This window comes from Enterococcus avium (assembly GCF_002891025.1).
In the GTDB taxonomy this organism is placed as follows: domain Bacteria; phylum Bacillota; class Bacilli; order Lactobacillales; family Enterococcaceae; genus Enterococcus_A; species Enterococcus_A avium.
The window spans coordinates 1-17,134 of record NZ_NBSL01000003.1; the positions used below are offsets into that span (position 1 = coordinate 1).

A 17,134-nucleotide genomic window follows, 5' to 3' on the forward strand; every position below is an offset into this window, starting at 1 on the left:
GTATCATATAAAGCGTACTCTGTCGTAACCGTTGCCGTTGATGCTTCCGCAAAACTTTCTGCTACTCCAAATTGAAACACCCCAACAATCATTGAAAGTACAGCCAAACAGCGAATATAATGCTTTCTCATTCCATTTTCTCCTTCACTTATTTTTTTAATTCCAGAAGCTGCTTCCGCAGTCTGATAGTGATCTTTTACTTGTTTCTTTTCTTGCTTCCTATTTTTCCTGCGAAAAGCAAGCCAGCGAGTATAATAAAGTACCCACAACCCTAACGCTACTACGACAATAGCCAACCCAATGATTTCTAAAAATTTCAAATGACCACTCCTATCTGTAGCATGCACTGACTGGTAGTTGAAACGATTGTCATTTCCCTTTCACCTTAGATAGAGCCTGTTTCATACGAACTCGAGATTCTTGCAATAGTACAAATTATTCAATCTGGCGGCTCCGATAATTTGTTTACACACAAATAAAGAAATGGTAGACAAATAAAGAGCCTATTCATTCCAATAAGAATCCTTTTGTTTCTAAAGAAAGACTAAGGTTTTAGTGAATCAATTGTGTGAAAAAAAATAAATTCGCTTACCTTAAGAACACAAGTTTTCATAAGATTCTCAAATTATACCAAATTTAATTCAAAAATACATCATTTTTTTGTTATAAATAATTACTTATTAAAAAAGCACTTATCTAGCAACAAACACTACTATTCGCAAGTTATTAATTAGTTATTTTCAGGAGTCGTTTCATTCTTCATGCTATACTTAACTCATCGAAAAAAAGGAAAACGCCTACTACTTACTGGAGGATTGATGAATGAAAACCAAGAAGCAAAAAGAGCTGATTGATTCTTTTTTACGACATACTAATCAGTATACCGTGATATTATCGTTTACCTATCCGAACTCGGTTATAACCCCAAAAAGGAACGCTCGCATATCTCATTCAAGCATAGCCGGCACAATAAACAGATTGCCAAAATAGGCATCCGAAACAAAAAAGAGCTCTCTCACTTTTTTGCGCTGCGATTTTCCGCCTGCAACGACTACTCACAAAAATTTGCCGAAGTTGTTCGTACCAACATTGAAAAATATCCCAGCAAAACCCCTGGCTGCATCGTCAACTCCTGCGACTATTGCGCCGGTGAACCCGACACACATATCTACAGCTATACCTACCCAGACGGAGAGAAAAAAGCCCATTGCGGAGCCAGCGCACTGGAAATTCCGAATATTTGCGCTGACGATTCCAACGAGATCAAACAGCTTATTAAAGAAGAACATGAGTATTTGTTGAAGTATGAGGCGAAGCGATAAATGAAATAAACAAGAGTCGTAAACGATTTATTTCGTTTGCGGCTCTTGTTTCTGATGGTCAAAAATTTGAAGTTTCGTGCAAATTTTGACGAAAAACTCGAAAATATGAAGTTTGCTTCAAATTTATCCACGTTCTATCATTTTCTCTTGATTGGCTACCAAAAAAGCTATTTGGGAATATTAAAAGCAAATCACAGACTTCTTACCTAGTCCTTCATATTCCTCAATTATTAATGCTGAGTAACTCAGATAGCTTTTCAGCACTCAAACTTTCTTTTAATAAGAAGTAGATAATCCTCGCCTTCTAGAACAATTCATTTATGAGGTTTTAGATATAAAACATTTACTATATACAATTGCGCCTTTTCAAGTAAAAGAATTTTTTAAATCAAAAAGTTTTAGTAGCAAAACTGATCAATTAAAAAGCGTAAGAGTTCTGCAAGGAAATCATACGCTAATTTTCAAGATAAATTTCTTAAATTGAATGAAATTTGGCTACTTCTCCTTAGAAAATTTCTCTACACTCTTATCCAGAGCGCTCATCATCAATATAGCAACAGCTGCTCCGGGATCTTTCAATTGCCTTGACGCTTCTCCGCGAGCTGCTGCCCTTCCATGAACGGCAAGCATTGTTGCAGTATTGTCGTACCCTTCAATTGCTCCAATCAAGCCGGCTTTAATAGCTTGTTGAGTATTAGTATCCTTTTCAAATGCTTCCTCCATATTATCAATGGCTGGTAAAAGACCATCAATAAAAGTTTTCTCTCCAGGTTTTGCTTTCCCCCGATTAATCACTCCCTCCACATAAGCTCGAAGCAAATCAACACTTTCTCTATCATCCATGGCATCCTTGCCTTTAAATGCTTTTCCGGCCTGCATAAAGCCGGAGGCCATCAGAGGTGCCCATCGTAGAAGGTACAGCAGAAGACATCGCTTTTCCAGCAATGAAAAGTAATTTTCCTAAATCTTTTTCTTTTGATGATCTAATAGCTTCATAAGCTGCTTTAAAGCCCTCGCTCATCGTTAACCCAAGGTCTCCATCGCCTACTTTACTGTCAAGTTCGATCAGATACTCTTTCTTTTCCGTCATGATAATTGTTAATTCGTTCAGGTAATCATAATAAATACTCGATCCATTTCGTTCACCCACTTTCAGACTTGTTTAAAGAATGGTGTGTTTACCGGCATATCGATATAGTTTTTTAATTCATCATCCAATTTCAGTAATGAAATAGAAAAACCAGCCATTTCTAAAGATGTTGCATATTCGCCCACATAATATTTATAAACAACTACACCGGACTCTTTTAGTTTTTCGCTTATTCTGCGAACGACAATGTATTGTTCATCTAACGGAGTCGCACCTAGTCCATTGACTAAAACCGCTACCACGTCCCCTTGAACATAAGGATATCTGTTAAGATTTTATCCAACAGTTCATCAACAATTTTATCGGCGGTTCCAACGAACCACGACGAAATCCTGTTTCTCCGTGAATTCCCATACCAATTTCCATTTCATTTTCTCCAATCGTAAAGCCGGCTTTTCCGACACGCGGAACAATACATGGAGTGAGAGCAACTCCCATTGTGCGAACATTAGCTGCTGCCTTCTCAGCCACGCGTTTCACTTCATTAAGACTTAACATCGCCTCCGCCGCTGCTCCAGCACATTTGTAAACAAAGAAAATTCCCGCGACACCTCGACGTTTATTTTTTCGTCTGGAGAAGCCGATTTTTCTGTTGCGACATCATCTCCAGCCACCACACTCTTCACTTCGATCGCATCCTCAAAGTCCGCCATTTCTGCTGCCATGTCGAAGTTGAAAATATCCCCATTATAGTTACCATAAATGTATAAAACGCCCGATCCCGAATCGATTTCTTTAGTAACGTTATACATTTGCTCTGGACTAGGGGATTGGAAAACATCTCCAATCGTGCAGCCATCCAACATTCCTTCGCCAACATAACCTAAAAATAAGGGCAGATGTCCCGAACCTCCTCCCGTTGCAAGGCCGACCTTTCCTGCTTTTTTGACTTTGGACACGTAACAATGCAGATCATCACCAGTATATGTGACCATATCCGCATGCGCAGCATAGATTCCTTCCAGCATTTCTGTAACATAGTTCTCAGGAGCATTAATGATTTTTTCATAGTCTTTTGCTGTCTCCTTCCTAAGATATTTATTGATAAAGCGAAAAACAGTGACCGAGCTTTTTAAACCGATCACTGTATTAAGATATTTACTCCATATTTGCGTGACGGTAATCCATATCTGCCTGTTCCTGTTTCGTTGCTTTTTTCAAATCAACGATCATGCTGTCATAGACCAACCATGATAATTGTTCAAAAGAAGAACCATTTGGTTGAACAGATGGCGCTTTTCTACTGCTTCTTCGCGAGAGGAAATTCCTGGAATTCGAATATAGGCATCCGCCATCGAACCGATCGTATTTTCAGGGTGGATCGTAACCGTCGACAACAACGCACCTTCACTTTTTGCCTTTTTCGCCATTGTGACCAAACTTTCCGTTTTCCCAGATCCAGAACCGATGATTAACAGATCACCTTTCCTAATAGAAGGCGTCGTTGGTTCCCCCACAAAATTTGAATCAAAGCCTAAATGCATCAGGCGGTTCGAAAAAGCCCGAGCAGCAAAGCCGGAACGGCCAGCACCAACAATAAACACCCGCTTCGCCTGTAGGATCAGCTCTTCGATTTTCGCTAATTGATCATTGTCGACTTGTTTTGCATCCTGAGCCAGCTCTTCAATGATCGCTAGCAAGTTTTTACATTCAACCATTTTATTTTCCTGCCTTCATATGTTCATTGATCGCTTCTTTAATTAAGCGTGCTTCCTCGACTGGATTTTCTGCTCGTGTGATTCCCGTTCCGACATAATAATATCTGGATCTAATTCCACATATTTCGTGTTTTACTATTGATTCCACCTGCGACGGCGATTTTTGCCTTTTTTGCGTGTTTGGTCATCACCTTCAGATCATCTAAAGGTGTACGTCCTAATACCTGCACATCTGCGCCGGTATGAACAGCCAAAACATGAGCTCCAATCTCTTCTAATTCCTCAATTCGTTTCGGCATATCCTCTACGCAGATCATGTCTACAACGGTTTGCTTCTTGAAATCATCTGCTGCCTTAATACAGCCTTTGATTGTTACTAAATCACTAACACCTAATGCCGTAACATATTCTGCTCCTGCTTCAAATCCCAACTGAGACTCATAATAACCGCCATCCATGATTTTTTCGTCCGATAAAATTTCTTTTTCAGGAAACTTTTCTTTGAAGCGGCGTACTGCCTCCATACCCGAATCAATGACAAAAGGAGTTCCAATCTCAATAATGTCTACATAATCAGCTACCTGCTCCGCAAAATCTAATGCATCCTCTAACTTGTGTTCGTCCAATGCTAACTGTAATTTCATTTCTTACGCTCCTCAACTGTATTCTTTAGTAATTTTTCATTCCCACAGGATTCCCTGTCACATCCAGCAAATCCTTAATTTCTTCATCTAAGTCAACCAACGTCAATGAAGCCCCAGACATATCCAACGATGTTACAAAGTTTCCAACATAGACCTTATGAATGTTATGGCCTTCTTCCTTCAATATTTCCAAGACTTTTCCTATCAGGATATACTGCTCCATCAACATCGTACTGCCTAATCCAGACAACATGACGGAAAACTCCCGCTCATCTTCAAAAGCGAAATCTTCTAATAGTGTCCCCACCATTTCTTCTGCGATGGCATCTGCATTTTTCAGTTCTTCTTTACGAATTCCTGTTTCTCCATGATGACCAATCCCAAACTCCATCATTCCTGCTTCAATTTCAAAATTAGGTTTACCGACAGCAGGAATCACACACGGCTCCAGACCGACACAGATACTGCGGGTACGATAAACAACCTTTTGAGCAACAGCGATTACTTCATCTAAACTAGCACCAGATGCTGCTTTTGCACCACCGACCTTCCACATGAAGTAACCACCGGCGATACCATGACGTTTTTCCTTCGTTTCTTTTGGCGAAGATGCGACATCATCTGTGGCAACTACGTACTGACTACTTACTTCAATATCATCATCTTCTGCCATTTGAATTGCCATTTTTACATTCATGTTGTCTCCAGCATAATTACCGAATAAACAGGCGACACCTGCCCCCGTATCTGCTTCAAGCATTGCATCATAGAAAGCTTGAGCTGGTGGAGAAGCAAATACCTCGCCAATCGCTACCGCATCCAGCAGCCCTTCCCCCATGTAGCCTAGAAAAGCTGGCTCATGACCACTGCCTCCGCCTGTAATCACCCCGACTTTTCCATTCCGCTTTTCCTTTTTCATAACAACATGATCATTGGCCTTGGCTAGTTCAACCTCAGGATTAGCCAAAACAAACCCCTTCAACATGTCCTCAACAACATAATCCGGATCGTTCACAAAACGCTGCACAAAATCTCCTCCTTTTCTTCTCCTTTATAGTAGCTCTTTGATTCCATCTGCTAATGCTTTTAATATCAAATAGCATGAGGTCGCTCCAGCGTCCTGATGACCAATAGAGCGGTTCCCGATCCGACTTGCTCGACCAACTTTGGCGGACATCTGCTTCGTTGATTCCAGTCCAACCTCTGCATCCTTAAGCATTTCCTCCAAGCAATCCGCAAAGCTATTTTCTACCAATTGTGATTTATATGTCTCTACTGCTGGTATCAGCACATCCATCAAGGTTTTATCCCCGATCTTCGCCTCTGTTAGCATAGCGATATTTTGAGGCCTTCTCTAGCATCACACCGAAGACCTCTTTTGTGATTTCTGTTTCTTTTCTCGGGCCACACTTAATCCGCGAAAAAAACTTCCATATAAAGGCCCCATCGATCCGCCGATTTTATTGACTAACACTCCGCTAACGATTTTGAACCCTTCACTCATGTTGAATTGAGCCTGACCCTCGATTTCCTTTTCTGCCATGGTGAAGCCCTTATTCATATTGATGCCGTGATCTCCATCACCGCCAACACTATCGACTTCGCTCAGATACTCCCGATTCGATTTGATTGTCTCGATGACCTTTTCGACTACAGACACTCCAGCTTCATTCGTAAACGATTCTTTCATCGAAGTTCTCCTTTTTGCTTTTGTAGCTGTTTATATTTTTGTACGACTTTTTGATGCATTGATCCTTCTGGCATCAGTTCAGTGTAGCGAGTAATCGCAGCAGAAATTCCATTTTCCTCAACGTAGACTAACAACTCTCTCGACTGCTGATCGTCAGGATTGTCAAAAAGGAATACCGCCGCAATACCTTCCAGCAGACGATCATTTGTCAATTGATTTTTTTACATTGATTGGCAGGTCCGACTAGTCGTTCATTCGGCTCCAGCTTGCGAATCGGCGAGCGGCAGACACGAGCAACCGTGTCGACTACGCCTGGTGTTTGAAAGCGTCGAATCGCAAAATCAATATAGCTTTCCAAATCCTCTTTCGCGAAGCCGTATTTTTTTATTAATAACTGGCAGATTCACCCATTACTTCTCGAGTAGCCTCTACTAGTTGTTCATCAGCAAGATATCTGACATTACCTATAACGTTGATCGCCCCAACATATCCAGACCAAGCATGGCCGCAATTGATGATATAAAGCTTACGCTCAATGTATTTCACCAAGTTATCCGTATATTCTGCACCCTTAATCGGTAAGCTCGTTGGATCGACCAATTTATTGCGTTCAATTGCTAACTCAAAGTCCACACCAATGTTGATCACCTTTTCTCCATTTCGCTCATCCTCCAGTACCATTCGATCCACAGCGGTATTCGGAAAGGTCGCGACCTGCTCTAGCTGTTCCTCGGTCAACTGTCCCAACTTCAGGATCTCTTTTTCAAGATTTCACTGTTGAACATAGCATTCTCACAAGCCAAACATTGATTCTTTTCTTTGATAGTAAGAAGCGTTGATATAAGCTTCAGAAATCGTCGGTGCTACTTTTGACAGGTTGTCTGCCCATACAGCGGTCGTAAGAATATCTGCCGAGACGATCTCTTGAATCACTTGTTCTGTCTCTTTAATCGGGGATAAAGCTTTTACTCGGTCGATCGTTTTTCTTGATAATGCTCTTCGATTACATATAGATGATACGAATGAGTCTGATTAATCTGATGATTCAGCTGTTCGTTGACATCTACCAACGTAATCTCATAGCCAGAATCATGAAGCAAATCAGCGATGAATCCTCTGCCAATGCTACCTGCACCAAAATGTATTGCCTTCATTGTCGCTTACCTCTCTTTATTAAAGTATGCCAGTGATTGCTCCAATTAATGAAATCGCCAAAATAATCAGCATGATCGCAACCATATTTTGATTTTTTTTATTCAACCACCAATAGATGCCTAATACAGCAAGAAGCGGAAGTAGCCCAGGGACAATACTATCAATGATATTTTGCACAACGAAGGGTTCGTTGCCTTTTCCGAACGTAAATTTCAACGGCGAGCTTAACGCAACATAGTTTGAGGAAAGTGCGCCCATCATAAAGAGTCCTAGAGTACTAGCACCATTAATTAATTCCTTGATTCGTCCTGAACTCAAAATTTCACGAATCGATGCACGTCCCATCTTATAACCGTAAACAGACAGTTTTGTACCGATTGCGATTTGAATAATTGGAAGCAGAAGAAGAACAAACGCGCCAATGGCATTCCCGCTGGCTGACAAGCTGGCTCCTAATGCAAAAATAATCGGTTTTAATGTCGCCCAATCGATCGAATCGCCTACCCCAGCTAACGGACCATCAATCCAGTCTTCAAACCAGTGATCGCATCATCTTCGATCGGCTCGCCATTCGCCTTTTGTTCCTCCAGTGCAATAACGATTCCATTGATGGGTGATCCAAATACAGCCTCTGTATTATAAAAACTAAATGACGCTGTAAAGCCGCCTTCATATCCTCCTTATCTGGATAGATTTTTTTGAAGATTGGAATCAATGAATAGCAAAAGCTAAGAGCTTGAAGTCGTTCATAGGAAATTCCAACTTCACAAAACATGTAATAGCGAAGCCAAGCATTTCTAACATCTTTTTCAGAGATTAATTTTTCTTCCATTTTTTTACCCCTCCACACTTGCTTTTTGATACATATTAATTAGTAAAATTGCGCATAAACCGAAGATCGCCGCACCCAACACGGGAATACCGCTGAATTGAATTAAGAAATAGCCAATGAAGAACCATGGCAGCAGTTCTTTTTTTCCTATAACGAACATTGTTAACGCAAATCCTAATGCTGGTAATAATCCGCCAGCTACAGAGAAGCCATGTGTTAACCATTCAGGAACGCTTTCCATAAAGCTGTTCACAGCATCCGCACCATAGTAATTAGCTAAAAATGGAATCGGAAAGCGAAGAATCAAGTTCAAAATCGTCGGATAAACATTATTACACAGCATAATTTGTCTAGTGTTTCCTTCTTCGGCATAACGGTCAGCCATGTGAACGAACGTTACATTCAATGTCTTTCTCAGCTGATCAATAAAGACACCCATCACACCCACAGGTACAGCGATCGCAATCGCCAGCTCCGTCGATAAGCCAGAATGAAGAGCGATTGGAATAGCAATTAAGCCAGCCAAGCAATCATCCGCTGGTAATTCGATCCAGCTGCCACCAGTCCAATATAGAGAATTTGGACCGCAGCACCGATGATGATTGCCTGCCTCAAATCGCCCATAATGATCCCAATAAAAAGTGCAGAAAACAAAGGCTGCCGTATTGCGTGTGTGATACCATACCCAACGTCAGTTTTCATGATCCAATAATAAATACCTGTAAAAATACTAACCCTAACATACTCTCAACCCACTTTCTTACTTGCTTTTTCTAAGCTTAATTTTGGTTCCTCCGGTGTAACCTGGAACGTTACCTCAGCACCTTGTTCTTGGACAAAGTTAAATTGGCAATGTCTGTCTTATCAACAGAGATTCCTTTAACAACGGATGTTCTGCCATTACCGCTGCCTAGTCCGCCAACCTGTACCTGCTTAAATGCCACTCCCTTCTCAACTACCTCACGGACATCCTCTATATTTTTAAACAATACAAGAATTTTTCCGGAATCAAATTTCCCATCCTTCACTCCTTGAACGAACTGATCCTTTGAGATCACATCCACCTGCATCCCTGGTGGAGCTGCTATCACATAGATGTCCGCCATAAATTCATCGGCCGCTAATTCATCATTGACAACGACTATCGATTTCACATCGGTCAGCTTGCTCCATTTCGTAATAACCTGACCGTGAATCAATCGAAAATCAATCCGTACTAATCGAATTCCCTCCATCATCTCTCTGCCTTCCTTTCTTTCATGATTTTTTTACATCCTTGATTCCTTCCCTCGCACTCTTCATAAGATTCTCTTCTAATCCGTCATAACTTCCCTGCATTCTTGCCATCTCCGCCTCAATCAGCATTGGCAGATTCACACCGGATAAGACAATCACGTTGTCTTCTAAAGAAAACCGTGCTGCAACATTACAAGGAGTTCCTCCAAACAAATCAGCAAGAAGAATATACTGATCGAAATCAGACTGTAAAAGCGTTTCCAATTCTGACATTAATTCCATTGGTTCTTTTTCAGCCTCTAACGAAATCGAAAAGACATCCTTCAACTCGCCTAAAATAAGTTCTCCCGAAGCAATCAGCTCCTTCCCAAAGCTGCCGTGTGTCATTAATACAATCGCTGTTCTCATCTTCATTTCCCTTCTATCCTCGTGATTTTCCTCCAGTGACATTAATGATCGTACCTGTAATGTACGATGAATGATCCGATTGTAGGTAGCTGACAAGATCAGCCACTTCTTGAAGCCTTCCGATTCTACCTAAAGGAATGATCTTTGTGTAATCGCCTTTGATCTCGCCTGATTGAATCCCACGCGTATAAGCCAGCTTTTCCATGTGCTTTTGATTCCCCATAGGAGTCGGTTCATTGATGCCTGGTGCTACTCCGATCACTCGAATATTAAATTGCCCCAGTTCCTTGGCCCAAGAAAGTGTGAAAGAATTCACCGCTCCTTTAGTAGCAGAATACCCGCTTTGTCCCTTAGAGCCCTCCATTCCAGCCTCAGAAGAAATATTGACAATCACACCGCTTTTTTGTCTTACCATTTCACGCGCCGCTGCTTGAGAAATTAAAAAGAGCCCTTTTTGATTAACCTGATACATGATATCTAATTCCTCTTCGCTCATTTCACGTCTAGAATCCTGATGATAATAATCCACCAAAAGATTCGGACGATTGGCCCCGGCATTATTGACCAACCCATCGATACGTCCAAATTTTTCTACTGCCATCTCAATACATTTCTCCGCATCAGTCTTTTTCGTAATATCACAGGGCACAAATAGAACGCTATCATTTAAGGTCTGTTCCTCATTCTCCACAAGATCAGCGATGACTACTTTTGCTCCGTTATCTAATAAATTACGAACAATATTCTCACCGATCCCCATACTACCTCCAGTAACTACAATTACCTTTTGCGACAAATCAAGCCAGTTTCCACTCATAATTTTCCTCCTCACTACTTGTAGAGACTTCATTACGTCACTACATCGTTATACTGTGTATTATAGAGAAAAAGTTTCATTTGTCAGCGCTTTCTTTTAGATTACTTTAAATAATTTTGCCTTTAACAGTAAATTTTGATATTATCTTAAGTGGTAATGACGTCATGATTAATGTAGTAATACGAAGAAAGGATAACGATATGGAAGCAATAGATAAAAATAGTCCTCTTCCCTTATATTTTCAGGTAAAAGAGGACATTGAAAAGAAAATTAAAGAGGAAGTCTATATAGAAGGAGAGGCACTGCCTTCAGAAATCGCTCTAATAGATCAATATAATGTGAGTCGTACTACTATTCGGCAAGCTGTAGAGCAGCTAGTGAATGATGGACTCCTTGAAAGAAGGCGTGGTAAAGGAACATTTGTAAAAAAAGAGAGGTATTTTCTTGGGATGTTTCAGAATTACGTAGCTTCAATGATGTCGCTCAAAAGAAACAATTTTCTACAAGTACGGAGGTATTATCGATTGAAATCGTAGAGAGTGACGAGATTGTTCGCCGCATTTTTAAAGATAAATATACTCATTTTTATCATTTAGAACGATTACGTTTTGTCGAAAACCAACCCTCAGAAATAGTTACTACCTATGTTCCTACTTCTATCGCATCAAATTTAGATAAGTTTGACTTTTCAAAGATTTCTTTATTTGATATTTTGCGTGAAACCTATCATATTGATATTTCTTATGCTGAAAAAAAATTTACAGCAATCAATTGTTCCAGTGAAGATGCTAAGGTTTTGAACATAAGAAAAAATGACGCGCTACAGCTAGTAGAAACCGTCACCTTCGACAGTTCGGATAATCCGATCGAATATTCCATCGCTCGTGATAAGGGATTAATTTCTACATTTAAGGTTACGTTTAAAAAGTAGGACGCTTTAATCTTAGAAGATGTGTTTATTGAGTAGGTTATTTAAAATACACAAAAAGAGCGACCGAAGTTCTCCTCGTGGAATTTCGGTCGCTATCTTATTTAGGAATTCAACATGCAACTCCAACTGGATTGAACAGAACAAATACGAAATTATCCCTACTTCACAAACGGAGCAACTTCCTCAGTCAACTCCTCAAAATCCAACTGATTAACTTCTTCAATCTGCTGAATCATTTCCTTTGGTAACTGGGGATTCATCCCGCCGCAGATCGCAGCACTGATGGCACCGATCGTGTCAGTATCCCATCCCAGAGAGGCGCTTAGTTGGGCGGCTTTTAATGGATCACCTTTGGCTAATTCGACAATCACAAACGCACTTGGAATGGTTTCAATAGTCTCCATGCCGGTCCCGATTTCTTCGTATAGTCGTTTTAGGATGACGGCTTCATCGGCTTCCTGTCGCAGGATTTTGCGCGCCTGATTCATGCGGAAGGTCAGTGAAGCGGCTGGGAAATCGTGGCCGTATTCTTTGGCAGCATTAATCGCGTTAAAGGCCACTGACCAGATTTCTTCGATTGATTGTCCACCGCGGACTGTGTAGCTGATCGCGGCTGCTACCGCACTTGCGCCGGCAATGGCGATTTTGGTGTTATGGGTTGGCAGGCAGATTTCCGCGACATTTTTTACTAATGTTGGCAAGTCACGGTAATCGCTGATCAATCCAATCGGAGCAATTTTCATGGACGCTCCATTGGTTGTTCCTGTGACACCCGTCTCTTCGATCGGCACGCCTTGAGCGATTTTATCCAAAGCTTTCAACGTTGATGGACCGGAAACAAAGGCGGAAACACCTGAATTGTCGTTCCATTCCCGCAGCTCCGCAACATAGTCCGCCACCCGAATCTGCCCGTAGTTTTTCTTGATCATGGATAGGATCATCAATACGTTTAGCGTATCATCGGTAATTGCTCCTGCCGCTAATTTGCGTCCAAACACATCGTTTTCGTTGGATGCGATTAATTCGGTTACGCCATCGGGAAAATTCTGTCGGATTTTTTCCTGTGACCAGCATTCTGTCGGCATCCCCATCGCATCGCCTAGTGCACCGGCGGCGAGTACGCCCCAAATCTTTTCTCTCACTTAATTTACCTCCGCTAAATTGATTGCTTCTGCTTGATTGTTGAAAGGAATGACAGTCATGACCTTGTCGTTGAGCTTCACATGCCCTTCCTGCTGACTAAGCACATCTAGAAATTGATCAGAATTCGTAACCGTCACAAAGGACTCAATCGAATAGCCCGCTTCAGCAACCTTTTCCAAATCTACTTCTAAAATTTTCTCGCCTTGAACAACAGATTGTCCTTTTTCTACTAATGGATGAAAGCCTTGACCTTCTAATTCCACCGTATCAATCCCGATATGGATCAATACTTCAATTCCTGTGTCGCTAACTATTCCAATGGCGTGTCCGCTTGGAAAAACAGTCTCTACCGTACCAGTGACCGGTGAAACCACCTCACCCTCTTCTGGGACAATCACAAAACCGCTTCCTAATGCTTTTGATGCAAAGCTTGGATCAGCTGCCTGTTCGATGGGTTTGATTTCTCCTGTTAAAGGTGAAAACAATACTTCAGATTTCACGAGACTTTTTTCTTCTGGATCGACGACATCCTCTTCTTTTTTAAAGGTCATATAGGTTAACACAAATGGCACTACCGCGGTCGCGATCGACGCAATAACTGCGATGATAACGCCATTCATACTGCCGCTTTTCGGATCAATAAAGGCCGCAAATCCTAGAATCCCAAAGGACATCGCGTACATTTTTGTCGAGGTCAAAGCCAAGATCAACGAACCAACTGCACCGCCAAGCATTGAAAAGGCAAAACGTTTCTTGACAGGTAAACTAAAGCCGTAGATCGCCGGTTCAATGATACAGAACAAACCCGATACCATCGCTGGAATCGCCAAGGCCTTTTGATCCTTCGAGCGCGTCCGTAAAAAGACAGCTAACACAACAGCAGTTTGCGCAAAATTGGCGGTAAAGGACATTGGGAAAATGTAATCTACGCCCGATTGTGCCAAATTCGTAATCCCGATCGCTGAAATCGGCCAATGCAACCCAAAAATAACCAATGGTTGATAAAGCAACGCTACCACTAACGAAGTCACAACAGGTGAAATGCCATATAACCCTGATACGCCGGCACTGATCAATGAACTAAGAACATTCGTCACCGGACCAACCACCAAGATCGCTAAAGGAACCGTGATCAAGATTGTTAAGAACGAATTCACGTTGTGAGCAATCACTGCCGGCACAACCTTTTTCAGCCATTTTTCGACCTTTGAACCAACATAGACAATAAAGATAATGGGAATAACCGTGTATTGATAACCATTCGCCGGAAACAGAATCGGAATCCCAAAGAAGGTGTTAAAGACCGGCGTTTGGAACAGCGTCCCCTTGAACAACGTATACAGCGCATCGCCGCTCGTCAACCCTGTCATCAGCTCTGGAATCAGCAGGGTTGCTCCAAGCATCATCCCCACAAACGGATTCATCTTGAAGGCCTTCGCACTCGTGTAGCCTAGTGTGACAGGTAAAAAGTAAAAGACCGCCTGCCCCATCGCGTGCAAAATAATATACGCACCATCGTCGACCGACAAAACATTCGTCGCCGTCAATAAAGCCAAGATCCCCTGAAGCAAACCTGAAGCGGTTAAAATTCCTAAGACTGGCGTGATCACTTTGGTAATCGTGTCGACTAACGTACTGACTAACCCTTTTTTCTCTTCTTCCGCCGCAACTGTTTTTCCATTCAGCTGTTCCTGAACCACTTGAAAAATATCCGCCACATTTGTCCCGACAACTACCTGAAAACGTCCACTGGCAAATTGCGCACTCATCACATCCGGCGATTTCACCACTTCCTCACGCTGGACCAACGAATCATCCTTCAAGGTAAAACGCAGCCGCGTCATACAATGCGTGACGCTTAACACATTCTCCTTTCCTCCGACCTTTTCCAAAATAAATGATACCAAGCTTTGATACTTATCCATGTTGCTTCCCCTTTTTTGGCATATAAAAAAGGCAACACTCAAACAAGAGACTCTTCATCCCTTGCTTGGGTGTTGCCTGCATAATCAGTTACAATCCCGTTTATTTAATTAGCCGCTGGACATGGAGAATCAAGTACATCTCCTCCTCCGGATAAATCCGACAAGCCAGCTTCTCTTGTAGATAATGCTTAATGATCCCGACACTCTCCGTCGCCTTCGGATAAAACTGAACCACCTGTTCATACATCTCCGGCACTGCTTCCTGTCTCGGTTCATTTATTATGACACGTTGAATAAAGAATTTCAAGTGGGTAACGAAACGAACATAATTCAGCGATTCCGTATCCAGCTCAATTCCTAAACCATCCTCAACGATCAAGACTACCTTCTGCAGCATCTCTGTTGTCAATAACGTCTGAGCCGTATCATTGTTCAAGCCGCCATTAATAAAGTGAAGCGCGATAAATCCCGCCTCATCCTCATTCAGCTCGATCCCCTCATAATAGCTGATCTGCTCCAGCGCCTTCATGCCCGCCGCAAATTCCTTCGGATAAAACTTCTTGATCTCCAATAACAACGCATTTTGAATCGTCTCCCCATTCCGAAAACGATTCACCGCATAATTGATGTGATCCGCCAACCCAATATAGGTATTCCCATCAAAGGTCCGCTCCAGCTCCGCTTCCGCAGCCTTGACGATCACCGTTACCATCTCCAGCCGATTGATCGGAACCTCTTCGATCAATTGCACAAACCGATCCGCCACATTCGGAGAATCCACCACGAACGTCTTTTCGATCTTATCCTTCTCAACCGTCTCGCCACCCCGTTTCCGAAAGGCGATCCCCCTGCCGATCAAGATCCGCTCCAGACCCTTCGTATCAATCACCAAGACCACATTGTTGTTAAAAATCTTCTTAATTCTCAGCAAGCTCTCTCCCCATCCTCCGCCTCAGCAAACTTTCATAAGCTATGATACGGGTTCTTTTGGGAAAGTCAAGGAGGAAGAAAAACAATTAATGTACTTTGTAACTCTACTATTGTTTTGACGATTGGGAACTGCGTAAGTTAAATGAGTTAGCCGAGTTCAATCCTAAATCAAATTTACCTAATAAATTTGAATATGTTGATTTGGAGTCTGTAATTGGAACAGAGTTGATTGGACATAGGACAGAGAATAAAGAAACTGCTCCTTCAAGAGCACAACGACTAGCCAAAAAAAATGATGTATTTTATCAGACTGTACGACCTTATCAAAAAAACAATTATCTTTTCGATCTACCTTATGAAAACTATGTCTTTTCTACAGGATATGCGCAAATGAGACCAAAGAATAGTGGGTATTTTCTTCTGACTCTAGTACAAGAAGAAAAATTTGTAAATAGAGTTTTAGAAAGAAGTACAGGGACAAGCTATCCAGCAATAAACTCAAATGATCTTGCAAAATTATCTGTTAATGTTCCTAGCACTAATGATGAACAGAAAAAAATCGGTACCTTCTTCAAACAGCTTGATAACACTATCGCCCTTCATCAGCGTAAACTGGATTTATTAAAACGATTAAAACAGGCGTATTTGCAGAAGATGTTCCCTAAGAATGGAGAGAAAGTACCAGAAATACGTTTTGCTGATTTTGACGAGGTATGGGAACAGCGTAAATTAGGAGAGTTAGGTTCAGTTGCGATGAATAAACGTATTTTTAAAGAGCAAACAAGTGACAATGGTGATGTTCCTTTTTTCAAAATAGGGACTTTTGGTTCAAAGGCAGATGCGTTTATCACTCATGAACTTTTTGAAGAATACAAAGCGAAATACCCTTATCCTAAAATAGGAGATTTATTAATTTCTGCTTCTGGTAGTATTGGAAGGGTAGTTGAATACACGGGAAAAGATGAATATTTTCAAGATTCAAATATTGTTTGGCTAAACCATGATGATAGAATTGAAAATTCTTTTTTAAAGCAGTTTTATACAATAGTAAAATGGCAAGGACTAGAAGGAAGTACGATAAAACGTTTGTATAACAAAAATATATTAGAGACAAAAATTTCAATTCCAGATTCTAATGAACAACAACAAATCGGTTTTTTTTTCAAACAGCTTGACGATATTATCGCCCTTCATCGAGAAAAAAATGAAGCTTTCAAAAAAATGAAAACAGCTTTTTTAAGTAAAATGTTCATATAATTGTATTTCCCAGAAGACATATTATCTTCTGGGATT

General features: G+C 41.3%; 21 protein-coding genes and 5 pseudogenes. 3 read left to right on the top strand and 23 right to left on the bottom strand.

Annotated features, from left to right (window positions below; all coding sequences use genetic code 11):
* From AUF14_RS22830 to AUF14_RS15730, 20 genes and pseudogenes are all read right to left on the bottom strand, one after another.
* Positions 1-320: hypothetical protein (locus AUF14_RS22830; protein ID WP_227656356.1), on the bottom strand; the 320-nt coding region annotated here is incomplete at its 3' end.
* 1,497 nt (positions 321-1,817) lie between these two features.
* The gene (locus AUF14_RS23130; protein WP_265331639.1) at positions 1,818-2,201 is read right to left on the bottom strand and encodes a dihydroxyacetone kinase subunit L; all 384 of its coding nucleotides are present in this window, start codon (positions 2,199-2,201) and stop codon (positions 1,818-1,820) included.
* Positions 2,179-2,472, bottom strand: coding sequence for a dihydroxyacetone kinase family protein (locus AUF14_RS23135; RefSeq protein WP_265331640.1), 294 nt, complete (start codon positions 2,470-2,472; stop codon positions 2,179-2,181). The genes AUF14_RS23130 and AUF14_RS23135 overlap by 23 nt, the downstream gene beginning before the upstream one ends.
* A gap of 2 nt (positions 2,473-2,474) precedes the next feature.
* Positions 2,475-2,714, bottom strand: coding sequence for a dihydroxyacetone kinase subunit DhaK (locus AUF14_RS23140; protein ID WP_265331641.1), 240 nt, complete (start codon positions 2,712-2,714; stop codon positions 2,475-2,477).
* 25 nt (positions 2,715-2,739) lie between these two features.
* A complete protein-coding gene (locus AUF14_RS23145) occupies positions 2,740-3,057 on the bottom strand; it encodes a dihydroxyacetone kinase subunit DhaK (protein WP_321572515.1) in 318 nt (105 codons plus the stop codon).
* Positions 2,964-3,557, bottom strand: a complete 594-nt coding sequence (locus AUF14_RS23150) for a dihydroxyacetone kinase subunit DhaK (RefSeq protein ID WP_265331642.1) — start codon at positions 3,555-3,557, stop codon at positions 2,964-2,966. Before AUF14_RS23150 ends, AUF14_RS23145 begins: the two co-directional genes overlap by 94 nt.
* A 13-nt stretch (positions 3,558-3,570) precedes the next feature.
* Positions 3,571-4,130, bottom strand: a pseudogene (gene hxlB, locus AUF14_RS15685) (6-phospho-3-hexuloisomerase).
* A 1-nt stretch (position 4,131) separates the two neighbouring features.
* Positions 4,132-4,774: pseudogene (hxlA, locus tag AUF14_RS15690) on the bottom strand (3-hexulose-6-phosphate synthase).
* Positions 4,775-4,799: 25 nt separating this feature from the next.
* Positions 4,800-5,801 (bottom strand): dihydroxyacetone kinase subunit DhaK, encoded by a 1,002-nt coding sequence (locus AUF14_RS15695; protein ID WP_102866126.1) that lies wholly within the window; start codon positions 5,799-5,801, stop codon positions 4,800-4,802.
* 24 nt (positions 5,802-5,825) lie between these two features.
* Positions 5,826-6,464 (bottom strand): annotated as a pseudogene (gene dhaL, locus AUF14_RS15700) (dihydroxyacetone kinase subunit DhaL).
* Entirely contained in the window at positions 6,461-6,676 is a 216-nt protein-coding gene (locus AUF14_RS22835; RefSeq protein ID WP_227656358.1) for a hypothetical protein, read from the bottom strand. Before AUF14_RS22835 ends, dhaL begins: the two are co-directional and overlap by 4 nt.
* Positions 6,673-6,822 carry a mannitol dehydrogenase family protein gene (locus tag AUF14_RS23155; protein ID WP_265331643.1) on the bottom strand — a complete coding sequence of 50 codons (150 nt, stop codon included), beginning with the start codon at positions 6,820-6,822 and terminating at the stop codon, positions 6,673-6,675. The genes AUF14_RS22835 and AUF14_RS23155 overlap by 4 nt, the downstream gene beginning before the upstream one ends.
* Before the next feature lie 29 nt (positions 6,823-6,851).
* Positions 6,852-7,211: a mannitol-1-phosphate 5-dehydrogenase gene (locus tag AUF14_RS22840; RefSeq protein ID WP_265331644.1), complete on the bottom strand. Its 360-nt coding sequence runs from the start codon at positions 7,209-7,211 to the stop codon at positions 6,852-6,854.
* 45 nt (positions 7,212-7,256) lie between these two features.
* On the bottom strand, positions 7,257-7,397 hold the full coding sequence (locus AUF14_RS22845) for a hypothetical protein (RefSeq protein ID WP_227656359.1): 141 nt from the start codon (positions 7,395-7,397) through the stop codon (positions 7,257-7,259).
* Positions 7,398-7,429: 32 nt separating this feature from the next.
* Positions 7,430-7,618, bottom strand: a complete 189-nt coding sequence (locus AUF14_RS22850) for a mannitol dehydrogenase family protein (protein WP_227656360.1) — start codon at positions 7,616-7,618, stop codon at positions 7,430-7,432.
* 19 nt (positions 7,619-7,637) lie between these two features.
* Positions 7,638-8,451: pseudogene (locus AUF14_RS23280) on the bottom strand (PTS system mannose/fructose/sorbose family transporter subunit IID).
* Between the two features lie 4 nt (positions 8,452-8,455).
* A pseudogene (locus AUF14_RS15715) lies at positions 8,456-9,153 on the bottom strand (PTS mannose/fructose/sorbose/N-acetylgalactosamine transporter subunit IIC).
* A 110-nt stretch (positions 9,154-9,263) separates the two neighbouring features.
* Positions 9,264-9,689 (bottom strand): PTS sugar transporter subunit IIB, encoded by a 426-nt coding sequence (locus AUF14_RS15720; protein WP_227656361.1) that lies wholly within the window; start codon positions 9,687-9,689, stop codon positions 9,264-9,266.
* Between the two features lie 19 nt (positions 9,690-9,708).
* Positions 9,709-10,095 (bottom strand): PTS sugar transporter subunit IIA, encoded by a 387-nt coding sequence (locus tag AUF14_RS15725; RefSeq protein WP_193756246.1) that lies wholly within the window; start codon positions 10,093-10,095, stop codon positions 9,709-9,711.
* Between the two features lie 13 nt (positions 10,096-10,108).
* Positions 10,109-10,912 carry an SDR family oxidoreductase gene (locus AUF14_RS15730; RefSeq protein ID WP_070505171.1) on the bottom strand — a complete coding sequence of 268 codons (804 nt, stop codon included), beginning with the start codon at positions 10,910-10,912 and terminating at the stop codon, positions 10,109-10,111.
* Positions 10,913-11,028: 116 nt separating this feature from the next.
* On the opposite strand from AUF14_RS15730, the gene AUF14_RS22855 reads away from it, so the two are divergent.
* Both AUF14_RS22855 and AUF14_RS15735 read left to right on the top strand, forming a co-directional pair.
* The gene (locus AUF14_RS22855) at positions 11,029-11,448 is read left to right on the top strand and encodes a GntR family transcriptional regulator (RefSeq protein ID WP_227656362.1); all 420 of its coding nucleotides are present in this window, start codon (positions 11,029-11,031) and stop codon (positions 11,446-11,448) included.
* Between the two features lie 23 nt (positions 11,449-11,471).
* Positions 11,472-11,843: a UTRA domain-containing protein gene (locus AUF14_RS15735; RefSeq protein WP_407643961.1), complete on the top strand. Its 372-nt coding sequence runs from the start codon at positions 11,472-11,474 to the stop codon at positions 11,841-11,843.
* A gap of 158 nt (positions 11,844-12,001) precedes the next feature.
* Here the strand turns inward: AUF14_RS15735 and AUF14_RS15740 are convergent, their stop codons facing one another.
* The 3 genes from AUF14_RS15740 to licT form a co-directional block, all read right to left on the bottom strand.
* Positions 12,002-12,985 (bottom strand): ADP-ribosylglycohydrolase family protein, encoded by a 984-nt coding sequence (locus tag AUF14_RS15740; protein ID WP_070505173.1) that lies wholly within the window; start codon positions 12,983-12,985, stop codon positions 12,002-12,004.
* A complete protein-coding gene (locus AUF14_RS15745) occupies positions 12,986-14,911 on the bottom strand; it encodes a beta-glucoside-specific PTS transporter subunit IIABC (protein ID WP_070505174.1) in 1,926 nt (641 codons plus the stop codon).
* A 100-nt stretch (positions 14,912-15,011) separates the two neighbouring features.
* The gene (gene licT, locus AUF14_RS15750) at positions 15,012-15,842 is read right to left on the bottom strand and encodes a BglG family transcription antiterminator LicT (RefSeq protein WP_070505175.1); all 831 of its coding nucleotides are present in this window, start codon (positions 15,840-15,842) and stop codon (positions 15,012-15,014) included.
* Positions 15,843-15,970: 128 nt separating this feature from the next.
* Between licT and AUF14_RS15755 the strand changes: the two genes are divergently transcribed.
* Positions 15,971-17,098 carry a restriction endonuclease subunit S gene (locus AUF14_RS15755; RefSeq protein WP_102866128.1) on the top strand — a complete coding sequence of 376 codons (1,128 nt, stop codon included), beginning with the start codon at positions 15,971-15,973 and terminating at the stop codon, positions 17,096-17,098.
* Positions 17,099-17,134: the final 36 nt, after the last annotated feature.